This is a genomic window from Salipiger sp. IMCC34102, assembly GCF_004145405.1.
Taxonomy (GTDB): domain Bacteria; phylum Pseudomonadota; class Alphaproteobacteria; order Rhodobacterales; family Rhodobacteraceae; genus Loktanella.
Map to the genome: position 1 here is coordinate 354,646 of NZ_SELQ01000003.1, position 20,738 is coordinate 375,383.

General features: G+C 68.0%; 20 protein-coding genes. 6 read left to right on the plus strand and 14 right to left on the minus strand.

Annotated features, from left to right (window positions below; genetic code table 11):
* Positions 1–199: 199 nt before the first annotated feature.
* Positions 200–1,018, minus strand: a complete 819-nt coding sequence (locus EU805_RS09355; RefSeq protein ID WP_129763686.1) for a MauE/DoxX family redox-associated membrane protein — start codon at positions 1,016–1,018, stop codon at positions 200–202.
* Positions 1,019–1,258: 240 nt separating this feature from the next.
* On the opposite strand from EU805_RS09355, the gene EU805_RS09360 reads away from it, so the two are divergent.
* Positions 1,259–1,531, plus strand: coding sequence for a metal-sensitive transcriptional regulator (locus tag EU805_RS09360; RefSeq protein WP_129763687.1), 273 nt, complete (start codon positions 1,259–1,261; stop codon positions 1,529–1,531).
* 148 nt (positions 1,532–1,679) lie between these two features.
* Here EU805_RS09360 and EU805_RS09365 read toward each other — a convergent pair whose 3' ends face one another.
* From EU805_RS09365 to EU805_RS09380, 4 genes are all read right to left on the minus strand, one after another.
* Positions 1,680–2,357 carry an orotate phosphoribosyltransferase gene (locus EU805_RS09365; protein WP_129763688.1) on the minus strand — a complete coding sequence of 226 codons (678 nt, stop codon included), beginning with the start codon at positions 2,355–2,357 and terminating at the stop codon, positions 1,680–1,682.
* A 12-nt stretch (positions 2,358–2,369) separates the two neighbouring features.
* Complete coding sequence (pyrC, locus tag EU805_RS09370) at positions 2,370–3,419, minus strand: dihydroorotase (RefSeq protein WP_129763689.1); 1,050 nt, start codon at positions 3,417–3,419, stop codon at positions 2,370–2,372.
* 128 nt (positions 3,420–3,547) lie between these two features.
* A complete protein-coding gene (locus EU805_RS09375) occupies positions 3,548–4,495 on the minus strand; it encodes a phosphoadenosine phosphosulfate reductase (protein ID WP_129763690.1) in 948 nt (315 codons plus the stop codon).
* An 85-nt stretch (positions 4,496–4,580) separates the two neighbouring features.
* Entirely contained in the window at positions 4,581–5,795 is a 1,215-nt protein-coding gene (locus tag EU805_RS09380; RefSeq protein ID WP_129763691.1) for an acyl-CoA dehydrogenase, read from the minus strand.
* A 277-nt stretch (positions 5,796–6,072) separates the two neighbouring features.
* On the opposite strand from EU805_RS09380, the gene EU805_RS09385 reads away from it, so the two are divergent.
* The 3 genes from EU805_RS09385 (at position 6,073) to EU805_RS09395 (ending at position 10,641) form a co-directional block, all read left to right on the plus strand.
* Positions 6,073–7,035: an XdhC family protein gene (locus EU805_RS09385; RefSeq protein ID WP_129763692.1), complete on the plus strand. Its 963-nt coding sequence runs from the start codon at positions 6,073–6,075 to the stop codon at positions 7,033–7,035.
* Positions 7,032–8,027, plus strand: coding sequence for a molybdopterin-binding protein (locus EU805_RS09390; protein ID WP_129763693.1), 996 nt, complete (start codon positions 7,032–7,034; stop codon positions 8,025–8,027). The genes EU805_RS09385 and EU805_RS09390 overlap by 4 nt, the downstream gene beginning before the upstream one ends.
* A 271-nt stretch (positions 8,028–8,298) precedes the next feature.
* Positions 8,299–10,641, plus strand: coding sequence for an OmpA family protein (locus tag EU805_RS09395; RefSeq protein WP_129763694.1), 2,343 nt, complete (start codon positions 8,299–8,301; stop codon positions 10,639–10,641).
* 92 nt (positions 10,642–10,733) lie between these two features.
* Here EU805_RS09395 and infC read toward each other — a convergent pair whose 3' ends face one another.
* Positions 10,734–11,249 carry a translation initiation factor IF-3 gene (gene infC / locus EU805_RS09400; RefSeq protein WP_242494105.1) on the minus strand — a complete coding sequence of 172 codons (516 nt, stop codon included), beginning with the start codon at positions 11,247–11,249 and terminating at the stop codon, positions 10,734–10,736.
* 202 nt (positions 11,250–11,451) lie between these two features.
* Between infC and EU805_RS09405 the strand changes: the two genes are divergently transcribed.
* A complete protein-coding gene (locus tag EU805_RS09405) occupies positions 11,452–12,402 on the plus strand; it encodes a hypothetical protein (RefSeq protein WP_129763696.1) in 951 nt (316 codons plus the stop codon).
* Positions 12,403–12,478: 76 nt separating this feature from the next.
* On the opposite strand, the gene EU805_RS09410 is transcribed toward EU805_RS09405, so the two are convergent.
* The 6 genes from EU805_RS09410 to cysG form a co-directional block, all read right to left on the minus strand.
* Positions 12,479–13,321 (minus strand): ferredoxin--NADP reductase, encoded by an 843-nt coding sequence (locus EU805_RS09410; RefSeq protein ID WP_129763697.1) that lies wholly within the window; start codon positions 13,319–13,321, stop codon positions 12,479–12,481.
* Between the two features lie 61 nt (positions 13,322–13,382).
* Positions 13,383–13,778 carry a DUF934 domain-containing protein gene (locus tag EU805_RS09415; RefSeq protein WP_129763698.1) on the minus strand — a complete coding sequence of 132 codons (396 nt, stop codon included), beginning with the start codon at positions 13,776–13,778 and terminating at the stop codon, positions 13,383–13,385.
* 61 nt (positions 13,779–13,839) lie between these two features.
* A complete protein-coding gene (locus EU805_RS09420; protein WP_129763699.1) occupies positions 13,840–14,559 on the minus strand; it encodes a phosphoadenylyl-sulfate reductase in 720 nt (239 codons plus the stop codon).
* The gene (locus EU805_RS09425) at positions 14,549–16,216 is read right to left on the minus strand and encodes a nitrite/sulfite reductase (RefSeq protein ID WP_129763700.1); all 1,668 of its coding nucleotides are present in this window, start codon (positions 16,214–16,216) and stop codon (positions 14,549–14,551) included. The genes EU805_RS09420 and EU805_RS09425 overlap by 11 nt, the downstream gene beginning before the upstream one ends.
* Positions 16,216–16,515, minus strand: a complete 300-nt coding sequence (locus tag EU805_RS09430) for a DUF2849 domain-containing protein (protein WP_129763701.1) — start codon at positions 16,513–16,515, stop codon at positions 16,216–16,218. The genes EU805_RS09425 and EU805_RS09430 overlap by 1 nt, the downstream gene beginning before the upstream one ends.
* The gene (gene cysG, locus EU805_RS09435) at positions 16,515–17,912 is read right to left on the minus strand and encodes a siroheme synthase CysG (protein ID WP_129763702.1); all 1,398 of its coding nucleotides are present in this window, start codon (positions 17,910–17,912) and stop codon (positions 16,515–16,517) included. Before cysG ends, EU805_RS09430 begins: the two co-directional genes overlap by 1 nt.
* A gap of 136 nt (positions 17,913–18,048) precedes the next feature.
* Between cysG and EU805_RS09440 the strand changes: the two genes are divergently transcribed.
* Positions 18,049–18,510 carry an Lrp/AsnC family transcriptional regulator gene (locus tag EU805_RS09440; protein WP_129763703.1) on the plus strand — a complete coding sequence of 154 codons (462 nt, stop codon included), beginning with the start codon at positions 18,049–18,051 and terminating at the stop codon, positions 18,508–18,510.
* Positions 18,511–18,628: 118 nt separating this feature from the next.
* On the opposite strand, the gene EU805_RS09445 is transcribed toward EU805_RS09440, so the two are convergent.
* Entirely contained in the window at positions 18,629–19,804 is a 1,176-nt protein-coding gene (locus tag EU805_RS09445) for a cytochrome P450 (protein ID WP_129763704.1), read from the minus strand.
* A gap of 183 nt (positions 19,805–19,987) precedes the next feature.
* Complete coding sequence (gene tpiA / locus EU805_RS09450; RefSeq protein ID WP_129763705.1) at positions 19,988–20,731, minus strand: triose-phosphate isomerase; 744 nt, start codon at positions 20,729–20,731, stop codon at positions 19,988–19,990.
* Positions 20,732–20,738: the final 7 nt, after the last annotated feature.

Here is a 20,738-nt window from a genome sequence, read left to right on the forward strand (position 1 = left end):
ATGTATAGTTCTGTGGATAGGCCATGCGCGGGGGTTGCGCCACTCGATCTGGTCGAAAAGGAAAGCGGGCCTGCCAGATGTAGGGCCGGCCCCGGGGGGTGCGGGCGATAATTCGCCGGGGCGGACGCGCGGTCAGGCGCCGCGGTGCCGCGCCAGGCCGACGCCAAAGGGCGGCCTGGCGGGCCGTTCCGCGCCGATGTCAGCCCGCGACCCAGGTTGCGAGCATCCAGAGCCCCATGCCCAGCATGATCACGTTCTCGGACAGGGAAATCGCGCCGAGCGGCACGTTGGAACCGCCGCCGACGCAGGCGCAGGTCAGCTCTCGCTTGTCGATGTAGACCGCCTTGATCACGCTGACGGCTCCGATGAAGCCTATGAAGATCGCCACGGGGGCCACGAGCCAGATCAGCGCGCTGCCGGTGCCGATCAGGGCCATCATGCCGACCCCGGCCCAAAGTTCCGCGAAGGGATAGACGTAGGCGTAAGGTACGTGGCGGCGGGCCAGCAGATCGTAGCCCAGGAATCCGTTCACGAAACCGCCGACGTCCTGCAGCTTCTGGATCGCCAGCGCCACCATGGAGGTGGCGAAGAACCACTTGAGGAAGGTCGCAAGGGCGAATTCGTCATAGAGATTCCAGACGATCGCGAGCGCCATCAGGAAGGTCGATCCGAAGATCGCGATGACGGGCACGTAGGTGGTGTCGCCCTTGCCCAGGACGCGGTAGCCGAAGTGGGACTTGAGGTCCGCGAACCCGCCTACGCGGTTGCCGTCGATGAAGGTCTGCGGGGTCGTCTTCACGTCATGGGCGGCCTTGAAGGCGTCGACCTCCGCCCGCGAGGTGAGCAGGTTGTCGTCCACCCGGTAGCCCTTGAGCTCCAGCAGGGTCTTTGACTTCAGGCCGAAGGGGCACAGATGACCCGGCATCGCCATGCGGTAGAGCGAGGCGGTCTTGCCGGTGCCGGTGCTTTTCGCGCGGGCCGTGTCGGGGGTGTCGATGGTGGTGTCTGTCGCGGTCATGGGGTGTGCCTTGTATCTTTCGGGCCGTTCGATGGGGCGGTGCACGAGGGGCGGTCGATTTGGACATGGCGCTTCAGGGGCGGGACACTGCGAAATGTCGCGTGCAAACGTCCCGGGGTCCCTTGGTCATCCATTGCATTCCTCGTCCCGGCGTGCTGCTTCCTGTCGGTCATGTTGTATTGGTATACCCTATATGGGTATATGATACGCCCGATTGCAACCGAAGTTCTGGAAGGTGCCATGAAAGAGAACAAGCAGAAGACTCTCGATCGTCTCGCGCGCCTGGAAGGCCAGGTGCGCGGCGTCGCCAAGATGGTCGAAAGCGACCGCTACTGCATGGACGTGCTGGCGCAGACCGCCGCCATCCGTTCCGCCGTGTTGGGGGTCGAACGGCTGGTGTTGGAACATCACGCCCACCACTGTGTGGCCGCGGCCATCGACAGCGGCGACCCGCAAGAGCAGCGCGCCAAGTTCGACGAGCTGATCGGGCTGTTGCAGAAGGCGTCGAAGTAGCCACGCCGCCGCGAACCGGGCGGCGTTCAGTCCGAAGGGTGACGACGGGCGCTGGGCGACATCCGTTGCTCAGCGCGTGTCCCGGCCAGCGTTGCGGATCGTGGAGCGCATAGGCTGGCCGGACGTGCGCCCCGGTCGCGAGGCAGGGTCAGACCATGACGCCCGACTGCCAACCGATCGGGTCGCGCAGGTAGGCCTCGACCGCGTCGAGCGTGGCGGCGTCGAAATGATCGCCCGCGCGCGCCTCGGCCAGGACATCCCACCAGGTGCACAGCGACAAAAGTTTCACGCCATGCGCGGCAAGGGTCTCTTCCACGTTCGGATAGATCCCGTAGTAGAAGATCACGGCGGTGGCCGCGCAGGTGGCGCCCGTCTCGCGGATCGCGTCGACGAAGGACAGCTTGGAGCCGCCGTCGGTGGTCAGATCCTCGACCAGCAGGACCCGCTGGCCGGGGGTCATGACGCCTTCGATGCGGGCGTTGCGGCCGTAGCCCTTGGGTTTCTTGCGCACGTAGGTCATCGGCAGCGACAGGCGGTCGGCGACCATCGCGCCGAAGGGGATGCCCGCCGTCTCTCCGCCCGCGATGTTGTCGAAGGCCTCGAACCCGGCCTCGCGCAGGATCGTGACGGAGAGGAAATCCATAAGCGCGGAGCGCACCCGCGGGAAGGACACGATCCGGCGGCAGTCGACATAGGTGGGCGCCTGCTTGCCGGAGGCATGGGTGAAAGGCTGGGTCGCGTTGAAATCCACGGCACCGATCTCCAGCAGCATCCGCGCGGTCAGGCGGGCGATCTCGGTCTTTTCGGGAAAGGAGGTGGGGATCATCGCGGGGTCCTTTCAGGCGACGCGCCAGTGCAGGGGAAAGCCGGGGTCGAAGACCGTCACGGGGCCGTCTTCGGTGGGCACGTGGCTGGGGTAGGTGACGGGATCGCCCTTGATCAGGCGGATGGTCTGCGCATTCGGCTCCAGCCCGTAGAAGGCGGGCCCGTTAAGCGAGGTGAAGGCTTCGAGCTTGTTCAGCTTGCCCGCCACCTCGAAGACTTCCGCCAGGCAGGACATCGTGTTGGGTGCCGAGAAGACGCCGGCGCAGCCGCACTCCTGAAGCTTGCGCGGGTCGGTATGCGGGGCGGAATCGGTGCCCAGGAAGAACCGCCGGTCGCCGGAGACGGCGGCCTGCACCAGCGCCACGCGGTGCTTTTCGCGCTTGGCCACCGGCAGGCAGTAGTAATGCGGCCGGATGCCGCCCGCGAGGATGTGATTGCGGTTGATGATCAGGTGATGGGTGGTGATCGTCGCGGCGAGGTTCTTGGGGGTGTCGCGCACGTAATCGACCGCGTCCTCGGTCGTGACATGTTCGAGGACGATGCGCAGGTCGGGGTTCTTCTTGCGGATGGGCTTGAGCATACGGTCGATGAAGACCGCCTCCCGGTCGAAGATATCGACGGACGCGTCCGTCACCTCCCCGTGGATGCACAGGGGCATGCCGATCTGCGCCATCCGGTCCAGCACCCGGCGCACCCGGTCGAAGTCGCGCACGCCCGATGCGGAGTTGGTGGTGGCCCCCGCGGGGTAGAGTTTCACGGCCGTGGCGATGCCTTCGGCGTGCGCGCGTTCGACGTCGTCGGGGTCCGTATCCTCGGTGAGGTAGAGCGTCATCAGCGGCGTGAAATCCGACCCCTCCGGCAAGGCGGCGCGGATCCGGTCGCGGTAGGCCACGGCGTCGGTGGATGTGACCACGGGCGGCACGAGGTTCGGCATCACGATGGCGCGGGCGAAGTGGCGCGCGGTCTCGGGCAGCACGGCGCGCAGCATGTCCCCGTCGCGCAGGTGCAGGTGCCAGTCGTCGGGGCGTCGCAGGGTGAGTTCGGTGGGGGCTGTATCGGGCATGTTCGCCCCTTACACCGAAACCGGTCGTCCTGACCAGATGCGGCGGGCCCGGTGGCGCGTGCGGGGTCTGCTGCCCCGATCCGTCGGAGGGCGTCGTGGGGCGGCCTCGCGGACCGAACGCCTTGGCGTCAGCCCGCGTCCTCGGTCAGCAGCGATCGGGGGGCGTCGTCCAGGGCCGCGAGGTGCTTTTCGAAGAACGGATTCCGGCCCCGGGCCAGCGCGATCCGGCACACCATGGCGGCCAGCTGATCGTGGCCCCCGTCCAGCAACCGCAGCACGAGGCGGCGCAGGTAGAAGGGCGAGCGTTTGCGGATCTTGATGAGCGCACCGAAGCGCGCGGGCGTGAGTGTTCCATCCATCGCGTGACGCATGAGGTCGTCCATGATCCTCAGGGCCGTGAAACTTCGGGGCAGAAGGTCGGCCAGGCCATCGGCCCGCAACATCGTCACGTTGGGGCGGGTGAAGAGGGCGGCATGCATCGCGTCCAGCGTCTGCTGCGGGCAATAGACGATATAGGCGTGCCGTGCCGCGTCGATCATGTCGGGGGCGTAACCGTAGCGATCGGTGAAATTGTTGCTGCGGTGACGGAAATGCCGCGGATCCCAGCCCGCGATGCCCGGATCGAGCGTCGCCTGCGGCTGCAGCGCCAGGACCCGCGCCCCCGGAGACGCCACCGAATAGGCCGCCGCCGCGTAGCCGCCTGCACCGGCACCGAAGAAGAGCACGCTGTCGAAATCCTCGAAGAAGCCGTCGTCGATCAGCCGGTCGATGTAGCGGTAGATCAGCTCCTCGCGGAACCAGCTGTCGCCGGTGCTCAGCAAGGCCAGCACCGACCAGCCGTCGGTGCGGGCGTAGTCGAACCCCGACGGCAGCCCGTCGGCGCGGTCACGGACCTGGGGGATCGCCTCGAAGGTGACCAGCAGCGTGCGGCCCGCGTCCAGGAAGGCCGCCATGTGATGCGGCCCGAGCTGCGTGAAACTGCCGTGATCCTCGGCCAGATCCTCGACCGCATGGACCCATTCGTCTGCATCCAGCGCGCTCAGATCGGCCACGAACTGCAGTCTGGGGTCGCCCATGAAGTCTCTCCGCTTGCGATGGGGCAGACCTGACCGAAAAATGCGGCGAAAATGCGCGAGCCGCCGGTCGGTTCTGCGACGGGTGTCAGAAAAAGGCCTGCAGGCCGGTTTGCGCCCGCCCCAGGATCAGGGCGTGCACGTCGTGGGTGCCTTCGTAGGTATTCACGGTTTCGAGGTTCACCATGTGGCGCATCACGTGGAAGCCCTCGGATATGCCATTGCCGCCGTGCATGTCGCGGGCATGGCGCGCGATGTCGAGCGCCTTGCCGCAGTTGTTGCGCTTGATCAGGCTGATCATCTCTGGCGCGGCGCGGCCCGCGTCCATCAGCCGCCCGACCTGAAGGGCCGCCTGCAATCCCAGTGCGATCTCGGTCTGCATGTCGGCGAGTTTCTTCTGAAAGAGCTGGGTCTGCGCCAGGGGCCGGCCGAACTGCTTGCGGTCGAGCCCGTATTGGCGTGCCGCGTGCCAGCAGGCTTCCGCCGCCCCCATCACGCCCCAACCGATCCCGTAGCGCGCGCGGTTGAGGCATCCGAACGGTCCCTTGAGGCCCTGGACGCCCGGCAACAGCGCGTCCGCGTCGACGCGGACGTCGGTCATCACGATCTCTCCGGTGACGGAGGCGCGCAGCGAGAGCTTGCCGCCGATCTTGGGCGCGCTCAGCCCCTTCAGCCCCTTGTCGAGCACGAAGCCGCGGATCTTGCCGTCATGCGCCTCGGACTTGGCCCAGACCACGAAGACATCCGCGATCGGCGCGTTGGAAATCCACATCTTGGAGCCATTCAGCACGTAGCCGTCGCCGTCCGGCCGGGCCACGGTCTTCATGCCCCCGGGGTCGGAGCCCGCGTCGGGTTCCGTGAGGCCGAAGCAGCCGATCAACTCGCCCCGCGCGAGGCCGGGAAGGTAGCGTTTCTTCTGCGCCTCGGAGCCGTAAGCGCTGATCGGATACATCACCAGGCTCGACTGCACCGAAAGCATGGAGCGGTAGCCCGAATCCACGCGCTCGATCTCGCGCGCGACGAGGCCATAGGTGACGTAGGATGCGCCAAGGCCGCCGTATTCCTCTGGGATCGTCACGCCCAGCAGGCCCGCGTCGCCCATCTTGTGGAAGATCTCGGGTGCGACCGTCGCATCGCGGTTCGCGGCGGCGACACCCCCCATCAGCTGGTCGCGGGCAAAGTCGCGGGCCGCGTCGCGCAGCATCCGCTCGTCCTCTGTCAGCTGATCCTCGAGCCGCAGGGGATCGTCCCAGACGAAGGGGCCGAGGTCTGGCCCGTATCCAAGGGTGGCCTGGTCTTTCATCGCGCGTCCTCTCGAAATATCGCGCTCAAGGTAAGGCGCGCTTGACCTTCGCCGCAAGGGGTGCAGGTCTCGGGCGAGCGAAAGGACGTTCCATGACGATCGCGATGCGCGACAACGTGCCACCGGCTTGCCCGCAGGTCAGGGCAGGGCCTTCGGTGCCGGGGCAAGGGGGCAAGACGCCAACCTCTCCACCGGGTGCCGTTTGGCGACCTACAGGGGCCTCGGCGCGCGTCGCGCGTTGGCACGAAAGTGCGCCCCTTGCGAGGGCGGGGGGGCGATGACGCACCCGCTCGAACTGGCGCGCGACTGGCATGCGGACGGTCGCGCGGTCGCCGTCGCCACGGTGATCGAGACCTGGGGCAGCGCGCCGCGCGGCGTGGGCTCTCTCATGGTCATCGACGGGGACGGTGCGATGGAGGGCAGCGTCTCTGGCGGCTGCGTCGAAGGGGCCGTGATCGTCGAGGCGCTGGAGGCGCTGGAGGACGGCAAGCCCCGGCTGCTGGAGTACGGTGTGAGCGACGACGATGCCTTCGCCGTCGGGCTGGCCTGCGGCGGGCGCATCCGCGTGCTGGTCGAGCCGGTGGGCGGGGCCATGCCGGTGGAGGTCCTGACGGCCCTTGCCGCGCGAATCGCGGTGAAGGAGGCGGTGGCCTATGTGATCGACCTCGACGGGCCGGACCGCCGCGCCGAAGGAGCGGAGGCCTTCCCCGACCGGTTTCGGCTCGACCGCTCCGGCGTGGAGGAGGACGGCCGCACCTTCGTCGCGATCCACACGCCGCCCCTGCGGATGATCGTGGTGGGGGCCGTTCACATCGCGCAGGCGCTGGTTCCGATGGCGCGGGCCTGCGGGTTCGACCCGATCCTGATCGACCCGCGGGGTGTCTTCGGCACCGCGGCGCGCTTTCCCGGTGAGACGATCCGCGAAGACTGGCCGGACGCGGCGCTGGCGGAGCTGGCGCCCGACAGCCGCACGGCGGTGGTGACGCTGACCCACGATCCCAAGCTCGACGATCCGGCCATCATCGCGACGTTGGGCACACCGGCCTTCTACCTTGGTTGCCTCGGCTCGACCCGGACACATGCGAAACGAATGGACCGGCTGCGCGCGGCCGGGTTCGGCGCGGAGGCGACCCGGCGCATCCACGCCCCCGTGGGGCTCGACCTGGGCGGCCGCGCCCCGGCGGAGATCGCCGTCAGCATCATGGCCCAGATCGTCCAGACGCTGCGGTCTCCTTCGTGAAGTTCGGGGCCGTTCCGGTCGCGGCGGCCGAAGGGGCCGTGCTGGCCCATTCCCTGCAGGCGGGCGGGGGGCGCTTGCGCAAGGGCCGCGTGCTGGACGCGGCGGATGTCGCGGCCCTCGCACGGGGCGGACATGCAGAGGTCACGGTCGCCCGGCTCGACCCCGGCGACCTGGACGAGGACAGCGCCGCCACGCGGATCGCCCGCGCGCTGGTCCCCGACGACACGGCGGGCATAAAGATCACGACCGCCGCGACGGGGCGGGTGAACCTCAAGGCGCAAGGCCCGGGCGTCGTCACCTTCGACGCGGCGGCGATCCATGCGCTCAACGCGGTCGACCCCATGATCACCGTGGCCACGGTGCCGCAGGCGACCCGCGTGAGCGCGGGGCAACTGATCGCGACGATCAAGATCATCTCCTTCGCGGTGGCGGGCCGCCTGGTGGAGCGGGCCTGCGCCGCGGTGCCCGCGTCCGCGGTGACGCTGCACCCGCCACGCCTGTCTCGCGCGGTCCTGATCGAGACGCGGATCGGCGATGCCGCCCCGTCTCCCAAGGGGCGGGAGGCCTTGCGCAAACGTCTGTCCCGCCTCGATGCACAGCTGGCACCACGGATCGTCGTCCCGCACGAGACCGCTGACCTGGCGCGTGCGCTGGCGGGGGCGCAAGGCGACCTGATCTTCATCCTCACCGGTTCGGCCACCTCGGATATCGCCGACACGGCCCCCTCCGCGGTGGTGTCCGCGGGCGGGCGGGTGATCCACTACGGAATGCCGGTCGACCCGGGGAACCTGCTGTTCCTGGGGGCGCTGGGCGCGCGTCCGGTGATCGGCCTGCCGGGCTGCGCGCGCTCGCCCGCGCTCAACGGTGCGGACTGGGTGCTGGAGCGGGTGATCTGCGGTCTTCCCGTCGGGCCTGCCGAGATCGCGGCGATGGGATTGGGCGGGCTGCTCAAGGAAATACCGACGCGGCCACGGCCACGCGCGGACGGCTGAGGGCAACCGGGCCCGGCGTGCCACTCGGATCGCGCCTGGAAACGAACGTCCCCCGATCCGGACGGGTCGACGTCAGCGGCTGGAGGATGCCTTGCCTCTCGGTCGCCGGATTGGCGATTTGCGCGCCGTGACGGTCCGGATAGGGATAGGCGGGTCTTTGCCCATGCCCCATCTGGACCCGGAACGCCTATGGCGCGCCGCCGGTTTGTTACCGAGCCTTCGGAGGGCGAAGGCAACCGACACGAGGTAGATCAAGATGACACGGACCCGATTGAGTTCGACGACTGCGCTGGTCGTCAGCATGGCCATGACACCCGCATTCGCGCAGGATGCACCGTTCCCCTGCGAGGTCGGGGGCGGCATGAGCGTCGACAGCGCCGAAGCCTTTGCAACCTACCTGATCGCGCAACGCGAGACGGACACCGAAATCACCTTCGACGACCCGGCGCTCTGCGGTCCCCTGGCGGGCGAGCAGGCCAAGCAGGTCGCGGGCGAAGCGCTGGCCGATCTCGAGATTCCGGACGCCGAGGGCGCCGAGACGACGGCGGAGGTCGCGAGCGAAGAGGCGATCGATGAAAGCGCGACCCTGGCCGAGGATGGAACGGTCGAGGCCGAAGGCGAGGCTGCGACAGAGGCCGAAGCCGCCGCTGACCCCGCTGCCGAAGCCGCCGCTGACCCCGCTGCCGAAGCTGCCGCTGACCCCGCTGCCGAAGCTGCTGCGGACCCCGCTGCCGAACCCGCTGCGGACCCGTCCGCTGTAGACGCTTCCGATCCGGCGGCTGACGCCTCTACCGATTCCGCCGCGGAAGGTGCTGCTGATCCCGCCGCAGAGGCCGCAGCCGATCCTGCGGCCGATGCTGCCGCAGATCCCGCCGCCGAAGCGGGCGCTGACGCCGCTGCCGACGCGGCCACTGATCCGGCTGCCGATGCTGCCGGTGATCCCGCCGCCGAACCAGCCGCTGACGCTGCAGCCGATCCCGCTGCCGACGCGGCCGCTGATCCGGCTGCCGACGCCGCGACCGATCCTGTTGTGGACCCCAGCTCCGATCCGAGCGCGGATCCTGCCGCCGATGCGGCTGCTGCAGCCGAAACCGATGCGACAGGGGCCGAGACGACCGATCCCGCCATGACTGACATGGCCGAGGATACGGCCGAACCGGCCGTGGACGAAACCGCCGATGCCGCGCCCGAAGCGGAAGACGGCGGGATGAGCGATGCCGATCTGGCCGCCGCGTTGGAGGCACAGGGCGCCGAAGAGGGCGTGACCGCCGATACCGATGCGCAAGAGTCCGAGATGGAGACGTCGGTCGAGGCCGAAACCTCCGCCGAGACCACGGAGGAGAGCGCGACCGAAGAGACCACGGACGAGAGCGCGACTGCGGAGGCCGAGACCGACAACGAAGGCCGCATCGGCGAGGAAACCTCTGCCGACAGCAGCGTGCCGCCGGCCGATACGACCGAAGGCTCCGGTATCGACGAACAGACGTCGGCGGACAGCAGCCTGCCGCCCGAACCGACCGCCGAAGAACGTGCGGCCCGTGAAGAGCGTCGCGCCGAACGCGCGGCCGCACGTCAGCAATCCGCCGCCGCCCAGGCCGACGCCGCTCCGGCGGAGACCGAGACCGAGGAAGTGACCGAAGCCGACGTCCGGCAGGCCTCCGAGGATTTCCAGTCCCAGGTGCTGAGCGACAACGAGGACGTGGCGGTCGAGGAGGATGACGACGACGGCCTGTCGAACTTCGAGAAGGCAATTCTGCTGGGCCTCGGCGCTGCCACCGTCGGCACGTTGCTGAACAACGGCGACGAAGTGGTGTCGAACTCGGGCGACCGCCTGATCGTCCAGCGCGACGGCGAGTTGCGCGTGCTCAAGGACGACAACACCCTGCTGCGCCAGCCCGGCGCCCAGGTGCAGACGCAGACCTTCGACGATGGCTCCACCCTGACCACGGTCACCCGCGAGGACGGCAGCGTCGTGCGCACGGTGCGCTCGGCGGACGGCACGGTGCTGCGCCGGACGCTGGTGCGCGCGGACGGCACGGATGTCGCCCTGATCGACGACCTCGATACCACGGTCGCGCCCGTCGACGTCTCGACCCTGCCGACGGTGTCTTCCCGCAGCCCCACGACGCTGACCGGCTCCGACGACGCGGCCCTGCGGTCGGCCCTGACAGCCAACCTTCTGGCCAACAGCGAGCGGACCTACTCGCTCGAGCAGGTGCGCGGCATCCAGGAGGTCCGGCAACTGGCCCCCGAGGTGGAACTGGACACGGTGACCTTCGCCACCGGATCCGCCGCGATCCAGCCGAGCCAGGCCGAAGAGCTTGGCACCCTGGGCCGCGCGATCCTCGACGTGATCGAGGAGAACCCCGGCGCGATCTTCCTGGTCGAAGGTCACACGGATGCGGTCGGTGACGCAGCCTACAACCTCGGGCTGTCGGACCGCCGGGCCGAGACCGTGGCGCTCGCGCTGACGCAATACTTCGGCGTGCCGCCGGAGAACCTGGTCACGCAAGGCTACGGCGAGCAGAACCTGAAGATCCGGACCTCCGAGGCGGAGCGCGCCAACCGTCGCGCGGCGCTGCGCAACATCACGGGCCTTCTGCGCGACAGCTGAGCCCCTGCATGGCTAGAAACCAAAAGGACCGCAGCACAAGCTGCGGTCCTTTCTTTTCGTAAGCCCGGTCGTTCGAGACGTGGTCGGCGGTCCTACTTGGACAACGGTCCGATCAGCATGACCATCTGGCGGCCTTCCATCTTGGGGAAGTTCTCGACCTTGCCGTGCTCCTTGGTGTCGGCGGCGACACGTTCGAGAAGCTGGCGGCCCAGCTCCTGGTGGGCCATCTCGCGGCCCCGGAAGCGCAGGGTGATCTTCACCTTGTCGCCGTTCTCGAGAAACTTGTAGACGTTCTTCATCTTCACACCGTAGTCGTGGTCGTCGGTGTTGGGACGGAACTTGATCTCCTTGATCTCGATCGTCTTCTGCTTCTTGCGCGCCTCGGCCTCTTTCTTCTGCGTCTCGTACTTGAACTTGCCGAAGTCCATGATCTTGCAGACGGGCGGCTTGGCGTTCGGAGAGATCTCGACCAGGTCCAGACCGGCGTCCTGAGCCATGACGAGTGCGCGTTCGGGGCTGACGACACCCACGTTTTCCCCTTCGGCGCCAATCAGGCGCACGTCGGTGCCACGGATGCGGTCGTTGATACGGGGTCCGGTGTCGCGCACCGGGGGGGCGTTATGAGGTCTGCGTCCTATGATCTTCGTCCTTTGATCGTTGCTGTAAGGGTTGAAATACTAGGTAATGCGGGGGCAGGATCGCTTCAAGCGTCAATTCATTGGGGCTTTCGGGGTTTTCTTGGTTCACGAGAGCGTCATATAAACGCACGAAAGGCAGGGCATTCAGTCTGCCAGCACTAGGAGATTTGCCATGCAAGCTTTGGTCATCATCGTCGTGGTCGCCGTTCTGGGCTACTTCGGGTATCAGTACGTCGCCAATGACGCCGATCCGCAGGATGTGGTCGCGGGCACCGAAACCGAGGTGGAGGAGACCACCGTCGAGGTCGAGGACGCGGCTGAGGAAACCGCCGAGGCCGCCGAGCAGGCCGCCGAGGACGCGGCTGCGGAGACCGAAGCCGCCGCGGAGGAAGTTGCCGCCGAAACCGAGGCCGCCGCTGAAGAAGCCGCTGCGGAAGCGGATGAAGCCGCCGAGGCCGCCGCCGCCGAGGTCGAGAACAACGGTGAAGATACCGCCGAGCTTGCGGAAGAGGGTGACGTGGCCGTCGAAGAAGCCGTGGAGGACGCCGAAGAGGCGATCGAGCCCGAAGGCACGGAAGATGGTGGCGAACCAAACGACGAAGTGACTGCGGCTGGTGCCGAAGCGGATGCGGCCACCGAGGCGGGCGATACCGAAGCCCAACAGGCTGCCGAGGCCGAGGAAGCGGAAGCCCAAGCCGCCGCCGAAGCGGAAGACGAGGCGTTGCAGCAGGCCTACGAGGATGCAGCTGCATCTGCTGAAGCCGCCGCGGAAGATGACGCGGCCGAGAGCGACGCGACGGCGACCTCCGACACCGAGACCGCCGCGGATAGTGACACCGACGCCGCCGCCGACACCGAGGCTGCCGCCGAGGGCGGCACCGAGGCTGCCGCCGAAACGGAAGCTGCCGATACCGCCGCCGCCGACACGGCCGACATCGACCCCGAAACCCTTCTGACCGTCGAAGGGTTCGACGCCGAAGCGCTGATCGCAGGTATCCGGGACAGCAACCTGCCTCCGCTGCAGCAGGCCGCGCTGGCCCGTGCTGTGGACTCGGCCGGCGACGACCCCGAAGCGCGGAGCGCCGTGATCGAGCGCATCCGCGCGGCCTACGGTCTGGACTGACCGTCGCGTATCGCACCAACGAAAAGGCCGCGCCCCCGAAGGGACGCGGCCTTTTTCGTGCCGATCTGCCAGTAGGTCAGCCGACGAAGGCCTTCTCGATCACGAATTCGCCCGGTTCGGAATTGGCCCCTTCGCGCAGGCCGGCCTGTTCAAGAAGGGCCGCGATGTCCTTGTTGAAGGCCAGCGACCCGCAGACCATGGCACGGTCCGTGGCCGGGTCGAGCGGCGGCACGCCGAGATCCTCGAACAAGGTGCCATTCTCGATCAGCGTGGTGATCCGGCCCATCTTGAGGCTGCTTTCCCGCGTCGTGGTGGGATAGTAACGGATCTTGTCGAGGTTTTCCTGGCCCAGAAGCTCGATCATCATCTCGTCCTTCTTGAGACGGGCGATCAGCTCTGCGCCGTAGGTCAACTCCGCCACGTCGCGGCAGGTGTGGGTGACGATGACCTCTTCGAAGCGCTCGAAGGTTTCCGGCTCGCGCAGGAGAGAGGCAAAGGGGGCGAAGCCGGTGCCGGTGGCGAAGAAGTAGATCCGCTTGCCCGGCAGGACCGCGTCGTGCACCAGCGTGCCGACGGGCTTGGGCCGCAGGATGATCTGGTCGCCGGGCTTGATGTGCTGCAGCTTGCTGGTGAGCGGTCCGTCCTCGACCTTGATCGAGTAGAACTCCAGCTCGTCGTCCCAGGCGGGCGAGGCGATGGAATAGGCGCGCAGCAGTGGTTTCTGCTTGCCCGTCTCGGGGTGCGGATCGCCCATCAGTCCGATCATCACGAATTCGCCGGACCGGAACCGCAGGGACGCCGGCCGCGTCACGCGGAACGCGAAGAGCTTGTCGGTGTAATGCGTGACGGCGGTCACGGTCTGGGCGTCGGGCAGCACGGGTTGGGCTGTGGTGTCGGTCACGGGGCGGTGCTCTGTCATGTCAAATCCTCGGCGCGGGCGCGCCGTCCTTCGTCTAGGGCAATTGGAATGGGGATGAAAGTCAGCCGCGCAGGCGGGACTGGTAGTCGTGGGCGCGCCAGTCGGCGCGGGCCAGCCATTGGTCCTGCGGCTGTCGCGCGGCGAGGTCGTCGTCGATCTCGACCTCGTCGAAACCGGAGCGGCGCGCCATGGCGTATTGATCGGCCAGCACATGGCCGTGCGCGCGCAGCCGGCCGGTGAAGCCGGCGCGGCGCAAGACGGCCGCAAGCGTGAACCCGCGTCCGTCCGCGAAGCTTGGGAAGGCGATCCGAACGGCCTGCGCCTGCGCAAGCGCCGCCACCTCCTGCGGATCGGCGTCGGATGGCACGTCGACCGCCGCCCCGCCTTCACCAAGCGGCGTGAAGGTCCCGTCGAAATCGTCGGGCCCGAAGCCGCTGTCGGTCACAATCACGCTCATGTCGTCTCCTTCGGGGCGCTGCATTTCCCATTCATCTGGCTAAATAAACTCGAATCCTGCCTCATGCCGACACGCGCACCGGTTTGCCATTGACGAAATGGATGCCGCATTCGGACTTCTGACGGTTGCGCCAGCGTCCGGCGCGGGGATCCTCTCCGGGGGCGACCTTGGTGGTGCAGGGCGCACAGCCGATGGACGGATAGCCCTGCGCCACCAGCGGGTGCCGGGGCAGGCGGTTCTCGACCATGTAGTCCTGCACGTCCGAACTCGTCCAATGGGCCAGCGGGTTGACCTTGAGGTGGTCCCCGTCGGCTTCGAAGAACTTCAGCTGCACCCGCGCGCCGCCCTGGTACTGCTTGCGCCCGGTGATCCAGCCGTCGAAACCCGCCAGCGCGCGTTGCAGCGGTTCGGTCTTGCGCAAGGCGCAGCAGCCGTCGGGGTCCGACAGGTGCAAGAGTCCCTCGTTGTCGCGGTCCATGACCTCTGCGCGGTCGGGGTGCAGGATTCGCACGTCACGCAGGCGCAGCTGTTCGGCCACCTCCATCTGGTAGGTCAGTGTCTCGGCAAACAGCATGTGCGTGTCGAGAAACAGCACCGGCGTGGCGCGGTCGATCTTGGAGACCATGTGCAGCAGCGCCACGGATTCGGCCCCGAAGGAGCTGACCATCGCCAGTTTGCCGACCTGGCTGTCCGACAGCGCGCGTTCGAGCACCGCATGGGCCGAATGATGCCGGTAGGCCTCGTTCAGCGCATCGGCGCGATCATCGATATCATGCGGCATCTTGCTCCTCCTTCGGAGGGTAGAGTTTCGCCTTGAACGGCTCCATCCCGAGGCGGCGGTAAGCCTGCAGGAAGGTCTCGGAGGCATCCTCGCGCAAGTCGAGGTAGCCCAACACAAGCCGCTCGATGGCCGGCAGGATGTCGTCCGCCGAAAAGCCGGGGCCGGTGCGGGTGCCGATGGTGGCGTCCTCGGTCCCGTCGCCGCCCAGGGTGATCTGGTAGTTCTCCACCCCCGCGCGGTCGAGGCCCAGGATCCCGATATGGCCCACGTGATGGTGGCCGCAGGCATTGATGCAGCCCGAGATCTTGATCTTCAGTGGCCCGACTTCGTGTTCAAGCTTCAACTCCTCGAAGCGGGTCGCGATCTGTTGCGCGATGGGGATCGAGCGGGCGGTGGCCAGCGCGCAGTAGTCCATGCCGGGGCAAGCGATGATGTCGGAGACCAGCCCGATGTTCGCCGTGGCGAGATCCGCGTCGCGTAGGGCGGCGTAGACTGCCGGAAGATCGCTCTTGTGGACATGCGGCAGGATCACGTTCTGCTCGTGGCTGATGCGCAGCTCGTCGTGGCCGTAGGTCTGGGCCAGGTCCGCCAGTACCCGCATCTGGTCCGAGCTCGCGTCCCCCGGCGTCGCCCCGTGCTTCTTGATCGAGACGCTGACGATCGCGTATCCCTCCGCCCGGTGCGGGGTCAGGTTGGTGTCGGTCCAGGCGCGGAACGCGGGATTGGCAAGGCGCGCGGCCTCGAACCCGTCGGTCTCGGCGTTGCGGAAGGCGGGCAGGGCGAATTGCGCCTTGATGTCGTCCAGGATCTCCATCGCGGCCTCGTCGAAGGCGGGTCGGATCGCGGCGAAGCGCTCTTCGACGCGGGCCCGGATCTCGTCGAGGCCGGTCTCGTGGACGGTGATCTTGATGCGGGCCTTGTACTTGTTGTCGCGGCGGCCCAGCACGTTGTAGACGCTGACGATCGCTTCGCAGTAGGGCAGCAGATCCTCTACCGGCAGGAAGTCGGTCAGGACCTTGCCGATCATCGGCGTGCGGCCCAGGCCACCGCCCACCAGAACGCGGAAGCCGATCTTGCCGTCCACCCGGCGAACCTGCAGCCCGATGTCGTGGGCGCGGATCACGGCGCGGTCGGCCTCGGCCCCCGTCACGGCGATCTTGAACTTGCGCGGCAGGAACTGGAACTCCGGGTGATCGGTGGACCACTGGCGCAAGAGCTCGGCGTAAGGCCGCGGGTCCTCGACCTCGTCGGCGGCGGCACCGGCGAAATGGTCGGCCGTCACGTTGCGGATCGTGTTGCCGGACGTCTGGATCGCGTGCATGCCGACGTCGGCCAGCGCGTCCAGCATGTCGGGGACGTCGCGCAGCTCGGGCCAGTTGTACTGAATGTTCTGCCGAGTGGTGAAATGACCGTAGCCCTTGTCCCAGCGGTCGGCAATCATCGCAAGCTGGCGCATCTGCTTGCTGTTCAGCGTGCCGTAGGGCACGGCCACGCGCAGCATGTAGGCGTGAAGTTGCAGATAGAGGCCGTTCATCAGGCGCAGCGGCTTGAACTCGTCTTCGGTCAGCGAGCCGTCGATGCGACGCCCCACCTGGGATCGGAACTGGGCCACGCGGGTGCGCACGAAGGCCTCGTCGAAATCGTTGTAGTGGTACATTACAGGTCCACCTGCTTGCCATGGGGATAATTCGAGGGGCCGCGCGTGCGGAACGCCTCGCGGAAATGCGTGGGCGCGGGGCCGTCGTCGGTCGCCTGCGCGTCTGCGAGGTAGGCGCCCGCGATCTCGGACGCGCGGGCAGAGGCTTCCAGCAGCCGCAGCTCGGCATGCGCCTCGTCGGTCAGAAGCTCTGCCTCGGCCATGTCGCGGGTCCAGCGATCGTCTTCGGTCAGCCAGACGGCGTCGCCTTCGAGCAGCGCGTTGGCGGTGACGACCTTGGGGGTGAAGGCTTTGGGCATTACGCGAACTCCTGCGCGGTGATGTCGTGGGCGGCGGCCTGTGCGGCGCGCGGGGCGAGCCCGATGAAGGTGAGCGCCGGGCCGGTCAAACCTGCCTCGGTCAGGGTGGGTTCCAGCTGGCTCAACGTGGTGGCCAGGGTCCGCTGGTCGGCGCGGCTGGCATTCTCGATCACCGTCACCGGGGTCGCGGGATCGGCGCCGTGCATCAGCAGCCGGCCCTGGATGAAGCGCGCGGCGCGCTTGCCCATGTAGATCGCGGCCACCTCGCCCGGGCGGGCCAGCGCCCGCCAGTCGTGATCGGCGAAGCCCCGGGTGTCGTGCCCGGTCAGGTAGCGCACCGAGGAGTTGCGCCCGCGCTTGGTCAGGCTTTGCCCCATGCCTGCCACGGCGGCGGAGGCGGCGGTGATGCCGGGGATGATCCGCCAGGATACGCCGGCGGCCTCGCAGGCCTCGATCTCCTCGTCGAGGCGTCCGAAGACGGTCGGGTCGCCGGATTTCAGTCGCACCACCTGCGCGCCGGAGCGCGCGTGTTCCACGATCAGCGCGTCGATCTCGTCCTGCGGCATGGAGGATCCGAAGCCTTCCTTCCCGGCGTCGATCATCAGCGCCTCGCGGCGGGCGAGTTCCAGGATCTCCGGCGTTACCAGGCGGTCGAAGATCACCACGTCGGCGGTGTCGAGCGCCTTGCGGGCCTTGAGCGTCAGCAGGTCGGGATCGCCCGGACCCGCGCCGACCAGGTCGACGTGACCCGCCCGGTGCTTGGCGGCCAGCGTGTCGTCCAGCAGGCGGTCCAGGGTGGGCCGGATCGCCTCCTCGCCGCCGGTTTCCAACGCTTTCGGACCGCGGTCGAAGTAGAAGGCCGACCAGAAGTCGCGGCGCTTGCGGCCCATCGGCAGGACATCGGCGGCAGCGCGAAACCCCTTGCCGATCCGCGCCAGCAGGCCCAGCGAGGCGGGCAGCCGCTCTTCCAGATCCGCCTTGATGCGGCGGGCCAGCACGGGGGCCGCCCCTTCGGTCCCGATCGCCACGACGACCGGGTCGCGGTCGACGATGGCGGGGGTAATGAACTGGCTGTCGGCCAGGTTGTCGACGATATTGACCCGTGCCCCGTCGCGATGGGCAAGCTCGGCCACGCGGGCATCCTCGTCCGCATCCTCGTTCGCGGCGTAGAAGAGCACGGCGCACATCGCGTCGCCGGGCTCCATCGCGCGAGATACTAGCTTCAGCTTGCCCTCCGCGGCCAGGCGATGCAGGTCGGGATGCGCCTTTTCGGCGAAGACGGTCACATGCGCGCGGGTCTTCAGGATCAGGCGCAGCTTGGCCAAGGCTGCTTCGCCACCGCCCGACAGGACGATGCGGCGACCGGCGACGGCCATGAAGACGGGGAAGTGATCCATTGCGGGGCCTCTCTGTACTGACCCTCTAGATAGAACATCGTTCTGGTTTTTGCCTATCCGTTCCGCTAGATAAGAACGAGCGTTCGCTTTGACCCGCAAATTGTGACGCGTGTTTCAATATGGAAGGAAAATCGGAATGGCGGCCCAGATCGACGAGATGGACCGGAAAATTCTTGCCTCGCTGCAGCGCGACGCTTCCCGCTCGCTGGACGAGATCGCGACCGAAATCGGCTCTTCCAAGACGCCGGTCTGGAATCGGATCCGCAAGATGAAGGAGGCGGGCATCATCACCCGCCAGACCGTCCTGCTCGACGCCGAGGCGCTGGGGTTCGAGGCCTGTTTCTTCGTGCTGATCCGCACCAGCGAGCACGACGCGGGGTGGCAGGCCCGGTTCCTCGCCGCCCTGACCGCGCGGCCGGAGGTGCAGGAGGCGCACCGCCTGGCGGGCGACATCGACTACATCCTCAAGGTCCGCGTGAAGAACGCCCGCGCCTACGACACCTTCTACCAGGCGCTGATCTCCGAGGTGAAGGTCCACACCGTCACGGCGCTTCTGTCCATGGAAGAGATCAAGTCGACGCCGAACCTGCCGCTTTGACGCCCGCGCCCGGACGCGCGCCGCTTCCCTTCATCTGGCCAGGTAAACTCCCGCCGGAGGCTCCCGCATTCTCCATCAGCGGCATCGGTCGCGGCGGCGCGCCCATCCTCGCTTTTTGTCAAATACTCCCGCCGGAGGCATCCCGAACGCGCAAGCGCTCCAACCCGTGGAAGTGATAGACGTCGGCGTAAGCGGGATCGCCCTCCAGCAGAAGGTTTGGGCACCGCTCCCACAGCACGTCGAGCGCGACCCGCAATTCCAGCCGGGCGAGGGGGGCGCCGACGCAAAAGTGGATGCCGCCGCCGAAGGCCACGTGCGCGGGCCCGCTGCGGTCGGGGTCGAACCGGTCGGGGTCCTTCCAGATCGCCGGGTCGCGGTTGGCCGATCCCAGCAGGCAGGCGATCCGGTCCCCGCGGAAGAAGGCCTGCCCCAACACCTCGCAGTCCTCGTAGACCCAGCGGGTGAACATGTGCAGCGGCGGGTCGTAGCGCATCATCTCCTCGACGGAGGCCGCGTCGTGGCGGCGCTGGCCGGTCTCGATCATCGTCTTCACACCGTTGCCCAGCGTGTGCACCGTTGCCTCGTGCCCTGCGTTCAGCAGAAGGATCGCGGTGGAGATCAGCTCCTCCTCGCTCAGGCGCGCGTCGCCGTCGCGGGCGGCGATCAGGGTCGACAGAAGGTCGTCGGCGGGGGTGTCGCGCTTCTTTCCGATATGCCCGCGCAGGAACGCCGTGAAGTCGCGGGTGGCGGTCTCCGCCTCGGTCATGATCTGCGGGGTGAGACGGGCCTGGTACATGGCGACCATCGCGTTGGACCAGCGCAGCAGGTCCGGCGCTGCCTCGTCCGGGACACCCAGCAGCCGGGCGATCGTCAGCACGGGCACCGGTTGGGCGTACTGCTCCAGAAGGTCGAACGGACCCTGCGGGAACCGGTCGACCAGATCGTGGCACAGGGCACGGACCTGGTCTTCGAGCGCCGCGATCCGGCGCGAGGTGAAGGCCCGCAGCACGAGGCCGCGCAGGCGGGTGTGATCGGGCGGCTCGATCTCCAGCATGGAATGCGCCTCGACGGCATCGAAGGCGGCCCGCGCGGGATCGGGCGCCGCGGGGTCGAGGGGTGCGCGGCCCATCCGGCGGTCGCGCAGCACGGCGCTGACGGCGGCGTGGCTGACCGCGCAGGGCATGTCGTAATCGGACCAGAAGGCGAAATCACCCGCCGCGCGCATCCGGGCGTAGAACGGGTAGGGGTCCTGGACGAAGGCGGGATCCGTCGGGGATTGGCTGAAGTTTTTCATGACGGGATACCTGTCTTGATGCGAAAGGGGTGACAAGGCGACGTGCGACGGAGCGTGCGGCCCGTGGCGCGGCCCGCTGACGCCCGGGGACATGGAACGCCCCCCTGCCAGGTCAGCGCGCGCCGGTCCCCGATGCATTCGTCCGGTCAAAGCAGAGCCGCCCGCAGGGACGGCCCCGCAGGATCAGGCGTTTTCCAATGCGGTGACGATGGGGGAGAAATCCTCCGCCGTCAGGCTCGCCCCGCCGACCAGTGCGCCGTCGACGTCGGCGACGGCGAAGATCTCGGCGGCGTTGGCGCCCTTCACGGAGCCGCCGTAGAGCAGCCGGACGGCTTCGGCCTCGCGCATGACGTCGCGCAGGGCATGGCGCAGGGCGCCGTGGATCTCGGCGATCTGGTCGGTGGTGGGCACCTTGCCGGTGCCGATCGCCCAGACGGGTTCGTAGGCGACGACGGTGTTGGCCGCCGTCGCCCCCTCGGGCAGGGAACCGCGCAGCTGGCCGGTCACGACCGCGAGGGCCTCGCCCGCCTCGCGCTGGGCGAGCGTCTCGCCGATGCAGATGACGGCGATGAGGCCGCTGGCATTGGCGGCGGTGGCCTTGGCCGCGACATCCGCATCGGTCTCGCCGTGGTCGGCCCGGCGTTCGGAGTGGCCGACGATCACGTGGGACGCGCCCGCGTCGCGCAGCATCGGGGCCGAGATATCGCCGGTATGCGCGCCCGACCGCGCCGCGTGGCAGTCCTGCCCGCCGATCTGCATCGGATGCGGGCCGCGCGCCCAGGCCATCTGGGCGATCAGCGTGGCGGGGGCGCAGATCAGCATGTCGACGTCCGGAGCGGGATGGGCGTCCGTCAGGGCCTTGATCTGGGCCAGATCGTCGACGAGGCCGTTCATCTTCCAGTTTCCGGCGGCGAGCTTGCGGCGCATGGGCGAC

Excerpts from the sequence above, each read along its gene's own strand:
- EU805_RS09355 (WP_129763686.1), bottom strand. The coding sequence starts at position 1,018 with ATGACCGCGACAGACACCACCATCGACACCCCCGACACGGCCCGCGCG.
- EU805_RS09360 (WP_129763687.1), top strand. The coding sequence starts at position 1,259 with ATGAAAGAGAACAAGCAGAAGACTCTCGATCGTCTCGCGCGCCTGGAA.
- EU805_RS09365 (WP_129763688.1), bottom strand. The coding sequence starts at position 2,357 with ATGATCCCCACCTCCTTTCCCGAAAAGACCGAGATCGCCCGCCTGACC.
- pyrC (WP_129763689.1), bottom strand. The coding sequence starts at position 3,419 with ATGCCCGATACAGCCCCCACCGAACTCACCCTGCGACGCCCCGACGAC.
- EU805_RS09375 (WP_129763690.1), bottom strand. The coding sequence starts at position 4,495 with ATGGGCGACCCCAGACTGCAGTTCGTGGCCGATCTGAGCGCGCTGGAT.
- EU805_RS09380 (WP_129763691.1), bottom strand. The coding sequence starts at position 5,795 with ATGAAAGACCAGGCCACCCTTGGATACGGGCCAGACCTCGGCCCCTTC.
- EU805_RS09385 (WP_129763692.1), top strand. The coding sequence starts at position 6,073 with ATGACGCACCCGCTCGAACTGGCGCGCGACTGGCATGCGGACGGTCGC.
- EU805_RS09405 (WP_129763696.1), top strand. The coding sequence starts at position 11,452 with ATGCAAGCTTTGGTCATCATCGTCGTGGTCGCCGTTCTGGGCTACTTC.
- EU805_RS09410 (WP_129763697.1), bottom strand. The coding sequence starts at position 13,321 with ATGACAGAGCACCGCCCCGTGACCGACACCACAGCCCAACCCGTGCTG.
- EU805_RS09415 (WP_129763698.1), bottom strand. The coding sequence starts at position 13,778 with ATGAGCGTGATTGTGACCGACAGCGGCTTCGGGCCCGACGATTTCGAC.
- EU805_RS09420 (WP_129763699.1), bottom strand. The coding sequence starts at position 14,559 with ATGCCGCATGATATCGATGATCGCGCCGATGCGCTGAACGAGGCCTAC.
- EU805_RS09425 (WP_129763700.1), bottom strand. The coding sequence starts at position 16,216 with ATGTACCACTACAACGATTTCGACGAGGCCTTCGTGCGCACCCGCGTG.
- EU805_RS09430 (WP_129763701.1), bottom strand. The coding sequence starts at position 16,515 with ATGCCCAAAGCCTTCACCCCCAAGGTCGTCACCGCCAACGCGCTGCTC.
- cysG (WP_129763702.1), bottom strand. The coding sequence starts at position 17,912 with ATGGATCACTTCCCCGTCTTCATGGCCGTCGCCGGTCGCCGCATCGTC.
- EU805_RS09440 (WP_129763703.1), top strand. The coding sequence starts at position 18,049 with ATGGCGGCCCAGATCGACGAGATGGACCGGAAAATTCTTGCCTCGCTG.
- EU805_RS09445 (WP_129763704.1), bottom strand. The coding sequence starts at position 19,804 with ATGAAAAACTTCAGCCAATCCCCGACGGATCCCGCCTTCGTCCAGGAC.
- tpiA (WP_129763705.1), bottom strand. The coding sequence starts at position 20,731 with ATGCGCCGCAAGCTCGCCGCCGGAAACTGGAAGATGAACGGCCTCGTC.